Annotated in this window: 12 protein-coding genes; 8 read left to right on the plus strand and 4 right to left on the minus strand. The window is 72.6% G+C overall.

The features are described 5' to 3' along the window. Nucleotides 1-87 precede the first annotated feature (87 nt). The 7 genes from CP973_RS26735 (at nucleotide 88) to CP973_RS26770 (ending at nucleotide 8,818) form a co-directional block, all read left to right on the plus strand. The gene (locus tag CP973_RS26735; protein ID WP_150246338.1) at nucleotides 88-1,557 is read left to right on the plus strand and encodes an aldehyde dehydrogenase family protein; all 1,470 of its coding nucleotides are present in this window, start codon (nucleotides 88-90) and stop codon (nucleotides 1,555-1,557) included. Then, a complete protein-coding gene (locus tag CP973_RS26740; RefSeq protein WP_150246341.1) occupies nucleotides 1,554-3,191 on the plus strand; it encodes an APC family permease in 1,638 nt (545 codons plus the stop codon). Before CP973_RS26735 ends, CP973_RS26740 begins: the two co-directional genes overlap by 4 nt. Before the next feature lie 429 nt (nucleotides 3,192-3,620). Further along, entirely contained in the window at nucleotides 3,621-4,796 is a 1,176-nt protein-coding gene (locus CP973_RS26750; protein WP_150246344.1) for an Ig-like domain-containing protein, read from the plus strand. Between the two features lie 296 nt (nucleotides 4,797-5,092). Next, on the plus strand, nucleotides 5,093-5,608 hold the full coding sequence (locus tag CP973_RS26755; RefSeq protein ID WP_208853303.1) for a helix-turn-helix domain-containing protein: 516 nt from the start codon (nucleotides 5,093-5,095) through the stop codon (nucleotides 5,606-5,608). 218 nt (nucleotides 5,609-5,826) lie between these two features. Continuing rightward, nucleotides 5,827-6,357, plus strand: a complete 531-nt coding sequence (locus CP973_RS26760) for a hypothetical protein (RefSeq protein ID WP_150246348.1) — start codon at nucleotides 5,827-5,829, stop codon at nucleotides 6,355-6,357. Between the two features lie 2 nt (nucleotides 6,358-6,359). Then, nucleotides 6,360-7,604 (plus strand): MAB_1171c family putative transporter, encoded by a 1,245-nt coding sequence (locus CP973_RS26765; RefSeq protein ID WP_150246351.1) that lies wholly within the window; start codon nucleotides 6,360-6,362, stop codon nucleotides 7,602-7,604. Between the two features lie 8 nt (nucleotides 7,605-7,612). Continuing rightward, a complete protein-coding gene (locus CP973_RS26770) occupies nucleotides 7,613-8,818 on the plus strand; it encodes a cytochrome P450 family protein (protein ID WP_167538518.1) in 1,206 nt (401 codons plus the stop codon). Here the strand turns inward: CP973_RS26770 and CP973_RS26775 are convergent. Beyond that, nucleotides 8,805-9,452 carry a response regulator transcription factor gene (locus CP973_RS26775; RefSeq protein ID WP_150246354.1) on the minus strand — a complete coding sequence of 216 codons (648 nt, stop codon included), beginning with the start codon at nucleotides 9,450-9,452 and terminating at the stop codon, nucleotides 8,805-8,807. The two genes, CP973_RS26770 and CP973_RS26775, sit on opposite strands and share 14 nt — an antisense overlap. Further along, nucleotides 9,437-10,696 (minus strand): sensor histidine kinase, encoded by a 1,260-nt coding sequence (locus CP973_RS26780; protein ID WP_150246357.1) that lies wholly within the window; start codon nucleotides 10,694-10,696, stop codon nucleotides 9,437-9,439. Before CP973_RS26780 ends, CP973_RS26775 begins: the two co-directional genes overlap by 16 nt. Before the next feature lie 172 nt (nucleotides 10,697-10,868). Between CP973_RS26780 and CP973_RS26785 the strand changes: the two genes are divergently transcribed. Beyond that, on the plus strand, nucleotides 10,869-11,318 hold the full coding sequence (locus CP973_RS26785; RefSeq protein WP_150246361.1) for a hypothetical protein: 450 nt from the start codon (nucleotides 10,869-10,871) through the stop codon (nucleotides 11,316-11,318). Here the strand turns inward: CP973_RS26785 and CP973_RS26790 are convergent. Continuing rightward, nucleotides 11,283-12,074, minus strand: a complete 792-nt coding sequence (locus CP973_RS26790) for a thioesterase II family protein (RefSeq protein ID WP_150246364.1) — start codon at nucleotides 12,072-12,074, stop codon at nucleotides 11,283-11,285. The genes CP973_RS26785 and CP973_RS26790 overlap by 36 nt on opposite strands. Nucleotides 12,075-12,206: 132 nt before the next feature. Continuing rightward, nucleotides 12,207-13,601, minus strand: coding sequence for a tetratricopeptide repeat protein (locus CP973_RS26795; RefSeq protein WP_244410028.1), 1,395 nt, complete (start codon nucleotides 13,599-13,601; stop codon nucleotides 12,207-12,209). Nucleotides 13,602-13,609: the final 8 nt, after the last annotated feature.

Below are 13,609 nucleotides of genomic sequence, written 5' to 3' on the forward strand. Positions count from 1 at the left end.
GCCCCGCCTACGCTCGGTACGGTCACCGTCACCAGGGGCAGTCCGGCCGGGCCGCCCGTCCACGAGCACAGGCACGGAGGCTCGCCCATGCCGGAGCTGTTCATCGGGGGTCAGTGGACCGCCGCGGCCGACGGGGAGGTGCGCGAGATCCGCTGCCCGGCGGACGGCACGCTGGTCGCCACCGTCGACGAGGCGGGCGCCGCCGACGCGGCCGCCGCCGTCACCGCGGCCCGCGCGGCGTTCGACGACGGGCCGTGGCCGCGCACCCCGGCCGCGGAGCGCGGGCGGCTGCTGCTGCGCGTCGCCGGTCTGCTGGAGCGCGACAAGGACACGTACGCGCGGGCCGAGTCGCTGGACACCGGCAAGCGGTTCGTGGAGAGCCGGTACGACATGGACGACATCGCCAACTGCTTCCGCTACTTCGGCGATCTCGTGGCGTCCGGCAACGACGGGCGGGTGGTGGACACCGGGCAGCCGGAGGTGGACAGCCGGGTGGTGTACGAGCCGGTCGGCGTCTGCTCGCTGATCACGCCGTGGAACTATCCGCTGCTGCAGACGGCGTGGAAGGTGGCCCCGGCCGTCGGCGCGGGCGACACGTTCGTCCTCAAGCCCAGTGAACTGACCCCGCACACCGCGATCCTGCTGATGCGGACGCTGGCCGAGGCGGGGCTGCCGGACGGGGTGGCCAACCTGGTGCTGGGCGCGGGCGGCGCGGTCGGCGCGCCGCTGACCACCGACGAGCGGGTGGACCTGGTGTCCTTCACGGGCGGGCTGGTCACCGGGCGGCGCATCATGGCGGCCGCCGCGCCCACCGTGAAGAAGATCGCGCTGGAGCTGGGCGGCAAGAACCCCAACCTCGTCTTCGCCGACACCGACTTCGACACCGCCGTCGACTACGCGCTGATGGCGGTGTTCCTGCACTCCGGGCAGGTCTGCTCGGCGGGCGCGCGGCTGCTGGTGGACGACGAGCTGCACGACGACTTCGTGGACGAGATCGTGCGCCGGGCGCGGGCGATCCGGCTGGGCGGGCCGTTCGACGAGGACGCGCGCAGCGGACCGCTGATCTCCGCGGAGCACCGCGACAAGGTGGAGAAGTACGTGGCGGCGGGGCTGGCCGAGGGCGCGGTGTTGCGCTGCGGCGGCGAGCGCCCGGACGCCCCCCGGCTGCGGGACGGCTTCTTCTATCTGCCGACCGTGCTGGACGAGTGCTCCCCCGGCATGTCCGTCATCCGTGACGAATCGTTCGGTCCGGTGCTGACCGTGGAGCGGTTCCGTACCGAGGAGGAGGCGGTGGCGCTCGCCAACGACACCGTCTACGGGCTGGCCGCGGGGGTGTGGACGCAGAACGCGGAGCGTGCGCACCGGGTGGCCGCCCGGCTGCGGGCCGGCACCGTATGGATCAACGACTTCCACCCGTACGTCCCGCAGGCCGAGTGGGGCGGCATGAAGCAGTCCGGCGTCGGGCGCGAGCTGGGCCCGGCCGGGCTCGGGGAGTACCAGGAGGCCAAGCACATCTGGCGCAACACCGCGCCCCGGCCGCAGCGGTGGTTCGAGTGAGCGGCGCCGGACCCGCGGCGGGCGGGACGGCGGACGGCGGCGGGCAGGGCGACGGCGCGGACACCGCGCCCGCCGAGGAGGAGACCGATACCTCCAGCGACGACGAGTCGCTCGCCGAACTCGGCTACAAGCCCGAACTCAAACGCACCCTCGGCAACTTCCACACCTTCGCGGCCGGCATCAGCTACATCTCGATCCTCACCGGCACCTTCCAGCTCTTCTACTTCGGCGTCAACCACGGCGGGCCCGCCTACTGGTGGTCCTGGCCGATGGTCTTCTGCGGCCAGCTGATGGTGGCCCTGTGCTTCTGCGAGATGGCCGCCCGCTACCCGGTGGCCGGCTCGGTCTACAACTGGTCGAAGCAGCTCGGCGGACCGCACGTGGGCTGGCTCGGCGGCTGGATGATGATGACCGCGACCATGGTCTCGCTGGCCGCGGTGGCGCTCGCCTACCAGGTCACGCTGCCGCAGATCTCCTCGTTCTTCCAGTTCGTCGGCGACGGCAGCGGCCGTACCGACCAGGCCGCCAACGCGGTGCTGCTCGGCGCCGCCCTCGTGGTGTTCACCACGCTGGTCAACGCGTTCGGGGTCAAGCTGATGGCGCAGATCAACTCGGCCGGGGTGGCCATCGAGCTGATCGCGGCCCTCGCGCTGATCGTGCTGCTGGCCGCGCACATCACCCGGGGCCCGGGCGCGGTGACCGAGACCTACGCGCTGGGCCGGGGCGAGTCGCTGGGCTACCTCGGCGCGTTCCTCACCGCCTCCCTCGCCTCCGCGTACGTCATGTACGGCTTCGACACGGCGTCCTCGCTCGGCGAGGAGTCCAAGGACCCCGGCCGCAACGCGCCGCGCGCCATCCTGCGCGCCCTGTTCGCCTCGTTCCTCATCGGCGGGCTGATCCTGCTGTTCGCGCTGCTGGCCACGCCCGACCTGCACGACAAGCGGCTGGCCGTGGACGGCCTCCAGTACGTCGTGCTGAGCGCGCTCGGCACCACCATCGGCGACATCATGCTGTGGTGCGTGGTCATCGCGATCACGGTGTGCGCGCTCGCCGTGCACACCGCCGGCATCCGGCTGGCGTTCGCCATGGCCCGGGACACCAACCTGCCGGCCGCCTCGCTGCTCGCCCGGGTCAGCCCGCGCTTCCAGACGCCGGTCGCGCCCGCGGTGATCATCGGGTGCATCGCGGTCTGCATCCTGCTGGTCAACGTCAACCAGCCGCAGATCTTCTCCGTGATCACCAGCATCGCCATCATCATGATCTACGTGGCGTATCTGATGGTCACCGTGCCGATGCTGGTGCGGCGGCTGCGCGGCCGGTGGGAACCGGCCAAGGGCAAGTTCTCGCTGGGCCGCCTGGGCCTGCCGGTGAACATCCTCGCCGTGCTGTGGGGCACCGCGATGGCCACCAACCTGGCCTGGCCGCGCGCCGAGGTCTACAACGCGAACGGCCCCCAGCACTGGTACCTGCGCTGGGGCGCGTTCCTCTTCGTCGGCATCGTCGCCGTCGGCGGCTTCACGTACTACTGGTTCGTCCAGCGCAAGCGCACCTGCGTCCTGGCGGGCCACGCGGCCGAGGCCCCGGCGGAGGAGCCGGACGCGGCCGAGGGGTCGGGCGCTCCGACCTCGTCCTGATCACCGGCCCCGGCGACGCCCCTGTCGCCGCCGGGGCGGAATCCCCGCACGCGCCGCGGCTGAGGTCCGAGTGCCTCGCGTCGCTCTGCGGCGCCCTCGTCCGGGATCCGGACGGGAACACCATCGAGGCCGTCCGTCATACGCCGTAGCCGGCCGCGCCGACAGCACCCCGGTCCGCGGGCTCCCCGGTGAGCCCGCGGACCTCGGCGTCTCCCCGCACCCAAGCGGAATTTCACCTTCCGCCAGTTCGACGCACGCCTGTACCAATCTGTGACACAAATATCCGTTTCTCCAGGCAACCGATCATGCGGGTCCAGCCGTCTGGATGGTCGGCGGTTGCCGACAACCGGCCCGGCGGTCCGACGACCGCACCGGCGGCCGGGGCGGTGCCCGCCACAGCCAGTTGTGTTGCTTTGGAGGGAACCCCACGTGCACGTCAGATCAGCCCGTCGCACAGTCCTGCTGTCCGCCGCCCTGGCGGGGGGCGCGCTGCTGACCGCGTGCGGAGCGGAGGGCGGCTCGCAGGCTTCGGACAAGCCGGCGGCGAAGGTGACCGTGACCCCGGCGGCCGGCAGCAAGTCGGCCGCGCTCGGCTCTCCGATATCCGTGAAGGTCAGCGGCGGCAGCCTCACCTCCGTCGAGGCCAAGGACGAGAAGGGGGAGAAGGTCGAGGGCCGGCTCTCCGGCGACGGCACGTCCTGGACCTCGAACGGCAAGGTCAAGCCGGCGACCACGTACACCGTGCACACCAAGACGAAGAACGGCGACGGCAAGGAGTCGGCCGCCGACGCGAGCTTCACCACCGAGAAGGCCGACAAGGTCAACAAGCTCACCAACACGCCGTCCAACGGGCAGACCGTCGGCACCGGCATGCCGATCTCGATCCTCTTCGACCACCCGGTCGCCAAGGACCAGCGCGCCGAGATCCAGAAGTCGCTCAAGGTCACCACGCAGCCGCAGGTGGAGGGCGCCTGGGGCTGGGTCAAGGACTGGTCCGGCAAGGACCGCATCGACTGGCGGCCGAAGGACTACTGGCCGTCCGGCACCAAGGTGTCCGTCAAGGGCGACCTGGGCGGCATCAACTCCGGCAAGGACGGCGGCTGGTTCGCGCGCGACTACGACTTCGGGTTCACCATCGGCCCGGACCACAAGGCCGTCATCGACGTCCCGTCGCACACGATGACCCTGCTGGAGGACGGCAAGCCCGTCGGCACGATCCGCGGTTCCGCCGGCTCGCCGCAGGACCCGACGCGCGGCGGTGTGCACACCGTACGCAGCAAGAACGCCGCCGAGACGATGGACTCCTCCACCATCGGCCACGGCAACGAGTGGATGCTGGACTCGAAGTGGGTGACGCATCTCACCGCGTCGGGCACCTTCCTGCACTCGGCGCCCTGGAACAAGTCGATCGGCGTGGTCAACAACAGCCACGGCTGCTTCGGCATGACCACCTCGGACGCCAAGCGGGCCTACGACTTCCTGACGATCGGCTCCACGGTCGAGGTGAAGAACACCACCAGCACCAAGAAGACCGACGTGGGCAACGGTCTGGAGGTCTGGCAGGAGACCTGGGAGCAGTGGCAGAAGCGGAGCGCCGTGAAGTAACCGTTACGGCGGTGGCGCCGCCCGGGCGCCATGGCGCCTGCATGTGCGAGCGTGTGGTGGGGCTCCCCCGGAGGCGGGGCGAGCCCCACCCGTGGTTGCGGACGTGTTCGGACCACACCCCCGTGCCGGTCCGAACTGTCCGCCCCGCGTCACACCAGAGTCTTTGACTCAGGTGTGAAGAATAGAGGCTCCGGGCGGAGCGTGCCAGCCCACGGGGGTGGGAGTGCCGATCCGTCCGGACGACCGGACCACTACAGTGGAAGTCTCACGTTTGGCCTTGAAGGGAGCGCGGCGCGATGGGGGACGAGGACCGCGGGCCGGTCAGCCTGGCCGAAAAGCTGGACCGGCTGTTCCAGGAACGAAGTCGTGAGCGGGGCAGAGCACTGTCCGCCAACGACGTCGCCACCGAGATCAACATCAGGGCCGGCGAGCAGGTGATCTCCGGCAACTACATCTGGCAGCTGCGCAAGGGCAAGCGGGACAACCCGACCAAGCGCCACATCGAGGCGCTGGCGGAGTACTTCGGCGTGCCGGCCGCGCACTTCCACGACCAGCAGGACACGGGTGCCGGCGGCGCGTCCGCCGACCGGTCCGGCCGGCCGCCGGAGCTGCTGGAGGCGATGCAGGACGCGGGGGTCATCGCGATGGCCGCGCGCTTCATGGACATGTCCGCCGAGTCCCGTACGGCCGTGCTGGAGATGATCGACCGGGTGCGGAAGCTGGAAGGGCTGCCGGATGTCGGCGGCACGACGGGCGGCCCGGCCGCCGATCCGGCCGGCAATCCGGGAGAAACCTGGCGTACCGCCCGCTGATCCATGACGCCGACCGCCTTACGCGCCGCGCCCTCCCCGGCCGCTTCCCCATCCCCCTTCCCGTCCGCTTCTCCGCCCGCCGACGGGCCGGGGGACCGGACGGCCGGGGCCGCGGCAGCCCGCGGGCCCGCACACGACCCCGCCGGGGAGGGGCCATCCCGCACTGCATGAGACTGGCACGTGTACCTTTCATGGCCGAGGCCGAAGGAGAGCACGCCATGAAGTTCACACGGCGCCCGGACCGTGTGCCGGCAGACTGTTCGGACCGGCTGCGGGGGCTGCACATCCCGCGCCCCTTCGAGCTGGGTGCCTTCCTGGACCGGCTCGCCGCACAGCGCGGCCGCCCGATCCATCTGGAACCCCAGGTCACCCCGCCCGCCGGGCCCTGCGGCCTGTGGATCGCCACCAGCCGGGCCGACTACGTCTTCTACGACGCGGCCACCACCGCGCTGCACCGCGACCACATCGTGCTGCACGAGGTCGGCCACATGCTCAGCGGCCACTCCAACCTGCTCTCCGGAGAGGTCGCGCAGACCCTGGTGCCCGACCTCGACCCCGGCTCGGTGGAATCCGTCCTCGGCCGCAGCCACTACAGCGACCAGGACGAGCAGGAAGCCGAGATGATCGCCTCGCTGATCCTGCGCCGCGCCGACCGTACCCCCGCCCGCCGACCGGCGACGTCCCAGCAGGCCGAGGTCCTCAGCCGCATGGACGACGTCTTCGGCTCACCGAAGCGACGGCAGAACTGAAGATGGTCAACGTTCTCTTCCTGTCCATAGCGGCCGTCCTGCTGCTGGCGGCCGCGTACAAGGCGCGGCCGCTGCTGCGCCGGCCGCGGCCGCGTGGCCTGGGCGCCCTGTGCGGTTTCCTGACCGGACTGGGCGCCTCTCTGGTGTTCCTGACGCCCGTCGTGGGTGACGCGCTGAGCGTCGTGTATCCGAAGCTGGGCCGGCTACTGGGCAACTGCAGCACGCTGGCCGCCGCCACCTGCATCTCGATCCTGCTGCTGCGCTTCAACGAGGAGCCGCCGGACGCGGACCGCAAGGCGCGCCACCGGCTCGTCACGCTGGGCGTCGTCCTGGTCGCGATGGCCGTCCTCTTCTTCTCCTCGCCGGTGGACGACGCCCCGGGCGCGCCCACCTTCGGCGAGCTGCCGCGCACCGAACCGCTGCTGAACATCTATGTGCTGGTGTTCACCGCGCACCTCGGCGCCGCGATCGTCGACCTGCTGCGCCAGTCCCTGCGCTACTCCCGGCACGCGCCGCGCACCAGCCTCCGGTACGGGCTGCGCGTCATCGCCTTCGGCTGCGCGCTGGGCATGGTCTACATCGGCTACAAGATCGTCCATGTGGTCGGGCTGTGGACCGACGCCGGCTGGCTGCCGCCCGAGCAGCTGTGCACCTCGCTGGTGACGCCCGCGACCTGCACGTTCAGCGTCGGTCTGCCCGCGATCTGCAGCCTGTTGCTCGTCATCGGCGTGCTGCTGCCCGCGATCGGCCCGGCGCTGGCCTGGCCCGTGCGGCGGATCCACCTGTGGCATCTGCACCGCGGCCTGCGCCCGCTGTGGGCCGCGCTGTCGGCGGCGGTGCCGGAGATCCGGCTCACCGCCACCGACCGGATGTACGCGGCGCCCGACGCCGAGTTCCGCCTCTACCGGCGGGTCATCGAGATACGCGACGGCATGCTGGCGCTGCGCCCGCACCGCAGCGACGAGGTCCGGCGCGCCGCCGAGCAGCGGCTGCGCGCCGCCGGGGCGGACGCGCGGGAGCTGGACGCCGGGGTCGAGGCGGCGGTGCTGGCGGCGGCGCTGGAGTCGCGGCGCGGCGGGCGCGCGCCCGAGCACGCGGTCAGCGCCGAGGACGCCACGCTGACCCGCCCCGAGCTGACCAACCTGATCGACGAGGCCCGCTGGCTGCGCCGGGTCTCGCACGCCTTCGTGGCGTCCGGCGCGGGCCCCGCGCCGGCGCCGGAGTCCCGGCCCGCCGCAGGAATCTGAGGTCACCCGTGAGCCACCCCATGGAGTCACCGGAGTTCTTCCGCGACCCGTACCCGCTGCTCGCCGCGCTGCGCGCGCGGGGCCCGGTCCAGCGGGTACGGTCCGGGCCGCACGGCGCGACCTGGCTGGTCACCGGCTGGGCCGAGGCCCGCAGCGCGCTGGCGGAGCCCCGGCTCTCCAAAAACACCACCCGCTACTTCGCCGACAAGCCGTCCAAGCGCAACCTGGCCCCCGCCGTCAGCGCCACCATGCTGGCCACCGACCCGCCGGACCACACCCGGCTGCGCCGCCTGGCCGTCAAGGCGTTCACCCCGGCGGCGGTGGCCCGCCTGGAGCCGCGGGTGGCGGCGATCACGGACGGCCTGCTGGAGGCGATGGCCGTACGCGGTGACACGGCGGACCTCGTCGAGGACTTCGCCGTACCGCTGCCCATCGAGGTCATCGGCGACCTGCTCGGCGTCCCCCGCGAGGACCGCCCGGCGCTGCGCCGCTGGTCCAACGACCTCTTCGCGGCCGGTGCCCCGGACACCATCGACGCGGCCTCGCACGCCATCAGCGACTACATGGCGGAGCTGATCGCGCAGAAGCGGGCCGCGGGCTCCGGGGCCGGGGCGGACCTGCTCACCGAGCTGATCGCCGCGCGCGACGAGGGCGACCGGCTCAGCGAGTTCGAACTGGTCTCGCTGGCCGTCCTGCTGGTCGTCGCCGGGCACGAGACGACCACCAGCCTGATCGGCAACGGCGCGCTCGCGCTCCTCCAGGACGACGCGCTCCGTACCCGCCTGCGGCAGGATCCCGCCCTCATCCCGGACGCCGTGGAGGAACTGCTGCGCTACGACTCGCCGATCACCACGGCCACGTTCCGGTACGCGGCCGAACCGCTCACCCTCGGCGGCGCCGAGATCGCGGCGGGCGACGTCGTCCTGGTCTCGCCGGGCGCCGCCAACCGCGACCCGGCCCGGTTCCCCGACCCGGACGCGGTCACCCCCGGCCGTTCCGCCGGCCACCTCTCCTTCGGCCACGGCCCGCACCACTGCCTGGGTGCGCCGCTGGCCCGCCTGGAGGCGCGGATCGCCTTCCGGGCGCTGCTCACCCGCTTCCCCGGCCTGCGCCTGGCCGTCCCGCCCGGCGAACTCCCGTGGCGCCACACCCGCCTGATGCGCGGCCTGACGCACCTTCCGGTCACCTGGTCGGCGCGGGTCACGGATTGTTGAGGTAGGCGAGGACGGCGAGGACGCGGCGGTTGCCCGCCTCGTCGTCGGTGATGCCGAGCTTGCCGAACATGGACGTGGTGTATTTGCTGATGGCGCTGTCGCTGAGGAACAGCCGCCGCCCGATGGCCTGATTGGACAGTCCTTCGGCCATCAGGGCGAGGACGGCGTGCTCGCGTTCGGTGAGCCCGCCGAGCCGCCGGGTCGCGGAACCACCGGCCAGCAGTTTGGCGATGACGGCCGGGTCCATGGCGGTCCCGCCGCCGGCGACGCGTTCCAGGGCGTCGACGAACTGGCCGCCGTCGAAGACGCTCTCCTTGAGGAAGTAGCCGATGCCGCCGGCGCCGTCGGCCAGCAGCTCGCGGGCGTAGAGCTGCTCCACGTGCTGGGAGAGGATCAGGACCGGCAGTCCGGGCACCTCGGCGCGGGCGGCGAGCGCCGCGCGCAGGCCCTCGTCCGACTGGTCCGGCGGCATCCGGACGTCCACGACGGAGACGTCCGGCCGCCACTTGAGCAGCGCGTCGAGCGTCTCGGGGCCGGTGGCCGCCGTGGCCACCACTTCGTGTCCGTACGCCTCGATGAGGCGCACCATCCCGTCGCGCAGGAGGTAGAGGTCTTCGGCTACGAGGACGCGCATGGCACCATCATCCTCACTCGGGTCGGGCCGCCGTCCGGGCTGGTGATCTCCACGGTGCCGTCGAAGACCGCGAGGCGGCGGCGCAGCCCCTCCAGTCCCCCGCCGGGCCGCATTGCGGCCCCGCCCCGGCCGTCGTCCTCGACCTCCACGGCCAGGCCGGTGTCGTCCTGCGTGAGGGAGATCCGGGCCCGGGTCGCGTGGGCGTGCTTGGCCGCGTTGGCCGCCAGTTCGGCGATGCCGAAGTACAGGGCGGCTTCGACCGGCGGGTCCAGGGGCCCCCGCACATCGGCGTCGACGGTCGTTTCGAGCGGGCTGTCCAGGGCGAAGGCGCGGACGGCGTCGACCAGCCCGCGTTCGTTGAGCACCGGCGGGTTGATGCCCCGGACGAGTTCGCGGAGTTCGGTCAGGGACGCGGTGGCGCCCGCCCGCGCTTCCCGCAGCAGCGCCCTGGCCCGCTCCGGGTCGGTCTCCATCAGCTTCTCGGCGGTCGCCAGGGAGAGTCCGAGCCCGACCAGCCGGGCCTGCGCCCCGTCGTGCAGGTCCCGCTCGATCCGGCGGATCTCGGCGGCCTGCGCGACCGTGGTGTCCGCGCGCTGGGCGGTCAGCTCGTCCACCCGGCCCGCCAGCAGCATCGCGGGCGAGGGGCGCAGGAAGCGGACGGCCACCGGCTCGACGGGCCGCCAGGCGTACGGGGCGGAGGCGATCGCCACGACCAGGCCGAGCACGCCGGCGAGGCGCGGGGCCAGGTCCGGCCGGCCGAGTCCGAGGACCGCCACCGCGATCCCGGCCGGCGGGACGGCCGCGACCACCCCGGCGGTGAACGGCACGATGGCCGTGAACCGCAGGTCGCGCCAGGTCGCGGGGTCCCTCCACCGGTTCCGCGTCCGCTGGTCCAGGAGGGCGTCGCGGCGGGTGCGCTCGTAGGAGCGGCCGTTCCACCAGTAGCCGGTGGACAGCTGGGTCACCGGCGCGGCCTGCCGGTATCCGGCGGGGACGGTGGTGGCCGTCCACTTCGCGACGAGGTGCCGGACGGTCCGGCAGACCGGGCGGGACAGGGCGAGCGTGCCCACACACACCAGCACCAGCGGCCCCACCCATGACCAGGGGTTCGCCGCGCCCCACCAGATCCCCCACGCCACGGCCGCGGCCCACACCGCCGGCACCAGCATGCTGACGACCGTCACCGCGCAGGCCCGTACGAACCCCACGCAGGCGCCGGACGCCCATGACACCACCTGTCGCATGACTCTTTCCCTCTGCTTCGGAACCCCGGTCTCCGCTCACTGTGGCACCCGCCCGACCAGCACTGAAGTGGGTCTGGACCCACTCTTGCGTGGGTCCGGACCCGTACCGCGGGGCTTCGGCGCTCCTTAACTTCGACACCACGTCAGCAGGACATGAAGGAGCAGAAGGATCATGAACACCGCCACCACCGCCCTCCCCGCCACGGCCGGGGCCGCCCGCGTCGGACAGGCCCCCGCCCAGCGCGCCTTCCGTACGGCGAAAATCCTCGTCGGGACATACGGCGCGCTCGGCACCGCCGTCCTCCTCACGGTCGTCGTCCTCGCCGCCACCGGTCACGAGGTGACCTCGTTCATGTGGGGCCGGTCGGCGGGGGTGCTCGCGAGCGCGGCGGTGACCTACTGGCTGACCGTCCTCGCCGCACGGGGCAAGCGCTGGGCCTATCTGCGCGTACGGATCGTCTCGGTCGTCATGCCGGTGGTGATCGTCGCCATCGATCTGATCCCGGGCGCCCTGCCGGTGTGGTTCATCGCGGCGCAGGCCGTCTGCGCCCTCGCCATCGGCGCGACGGCCCTCGTCACGAACGGGTCAGAACTGCGCGCCGCCTTCGCCGAGGGGCGCTGATCCGCCGGGGCCGGTCCCCAGCGCGAACCGCTCGACCGCGCGGCACACCGCGGCCGCGTGGTCGGCGAGGTAGAAGTGGCCGCCGGAGAAGGTCTCCTCGTGGTATTCGGCCACGGTGTGGGCCTTCCAGGCGGCCGCTTCCTCGCGGGTCACCCGGGGGTCCGCGTCGCCGGTGAGGCACAGGAGCGGGATGTCGAGCACGGCGTCGGCCGGGGGCCGGTACGTCTCGACCACGCGGTAGTCGTTGCGGATGGCCGGGAGGAACAGCCGTACCAGGTCCCGGTCGGCCAGCAGTTGGCCGTCGGTGCCGTCCAGGCGGGCGACCTCGTCGAGGAGTTCCTCGTCGGTGCCCTCGTGGATGTTCCGCTCCGCCCGGAACATCGAGGGGGCGCGGCGCCCGGACACGACCAGTCTGCGCTCCGCGGGCCGCCCGCGTTCCGCCAGCCGCCGGGCGGCCTCGAAGGCGACGGACGCGCCCATGCTGTGTCCGAAGAGCACCAGCGGGGTGGGGTCGTGCGGGCTCAGGCGGGCGACCACCTCATCGGCCAGGCCTTCCACGGAGGTGACGAAGGGGTCGTTCCACCGGTCCTGGCGTCCGGGGTACTGGATCGCCGACACGTCGATCCGTTCTCCGAGGTGGGCGGCGAACGGCCGGTAGTACGAGGCGGATCCCCCGGCGTGCGGGAAGAATATGAGGTGGGCGGCGGGCCGCGGCCCCCGGCGTATGTCGCGTATCCAAGCGCTCTTCCCCGTCATGTATTTGTGCTCCCGTGCTGGTGGGCCGATGGTCGGGCGTGCTCGTCCACGGCTCGCCGGACCTTCGCCGAAGCGCCCGCGGACGGGTCAAGGATGACCGGTCCGGGGTGTTTCGGGCCAGCAGGGATTCGATCAAGGTCGGGACAGTGCCGCGGCTCCTTGCGCCGCCTGCTCGGCGGCCCGCGTCCGGGCGGCGGCCGCCTTGGCGGTCTCGCCGAGCCGGTCGGCCAGGCGCGCCTGGGCCAGCCAGTTGTACGGGCACACCGGGCGCAGGCCGATGCGCTCGCTGAGCAGGGTGCGGGCCGTCTCGTGGCGCCCGGCGCGCAGCGCCGCCTCCAGCAGCGTCTTCTGTACGGCGTCCCGCTGGGCGTGGCTGCCGCCGTAGGTGTGCAGGCGGTAGCGGATGGGGGCGAGCAGGTCGACCGCGTCCCCGTACCGGCCCTGCCCGTAGGCGATCAGGGCGCGGCAGACGGGCAGGCCGATGCCGGCGGTCATGGCGTGGTTGGACGGTTCGGGCGGGGTGCGGCCGAGCCACGCCGTGCGGTCCGCGACGAGGCGTTCGGCGTCGGCCAGGCGGCCGGCGCCGACGTACGCCATGACGGCGTGCACGTCGTTGAAGGCGTAGTACGGCGGGTCCTGGCGGGCCGCCCAGGCGTCGGCGAGGCGCGGCCAGCGGTCGCCGGTGGCGCGGTCGGCCAGCAGCAGGCGCCACAGCAGGGCCGCGGCGTCGAGGAGTTCCATCGCGAGTCCGGCGGACTCCTCGTGGTGCAGTACGGCGTCGTAGATGTCGAGCGCCCGCGCGGTGTCGCCTGCTTCGAGGGCGTAGAGGCAGTAGTGCCACCAGTTGTGGACGTTGAGGTAGTTGCCGGAGGCCCAGTCGTCGGTGCGGGCGTCCAGGAAGCGGATGCCCTCGGCGAACTGCCCCTGCATCTCGTACGTGTGCACGACCGCGTGGATGCCCCACACGTCGCGGGGGTGGTGCTCGACGGCGGCCAGGCCGGCTTCCCGCGCGCGGGCGTAGTGGCCCGATTCCTCCAGGCCGAAGGCGTACATGCCCAGGAGGTGGCCGTGGTGCGGGTCGTCCTCGGGCCAGGCGGTCAGCGCGCCGCCGACGCGGTCGCGCAGGCGGTCGGCGTCGCCGGTGAGGAAGTCGATCTGGTGGCCGGTGGCCAGCGCGAGTGCGTCCCGCGGGTGGGCGACGGTCAGTTCGCCGAGGATCCGCCCGGCCCGGTGGATGTCCCCGTCCAGCCAGGCGGTGGCGGCGGCGAGGTGCATCCGTTCGCGGGGTGTCGGCTCCTCGGTGCGTACGCCGTCCGTGAAGCGCGTGAAGGCTTCCTTGGCGGCGGTGGCGTCCTTCTCCTCCGTACCGAGCAGGCCGAGGTAGGCGGCGAGGACGTTGCCCATGACGGACTCCGGCGCGGCTTCCAGGAGGGCCTGCGAGGCGTCGGCGACCTCGCCGCGGAAGAAGAGGAGGGCGTCCAGCGCGTCCTCGTAGTGGGACACGGCTTCCGCGCCGGTCCGGGACATCGCGTGAC

Origin of the sequence: Streptomyces albofaciens JCM 4342, from assembly GCF_008634025.1 — a bacterium.
GTDB classification, from domain to species: domain Bacteria; phylum Actinomycetota; class Actinomycetes; order Streptomycetales; family Streptomycetaceae; genus Streptomyces; species Streptomyces albofaciens.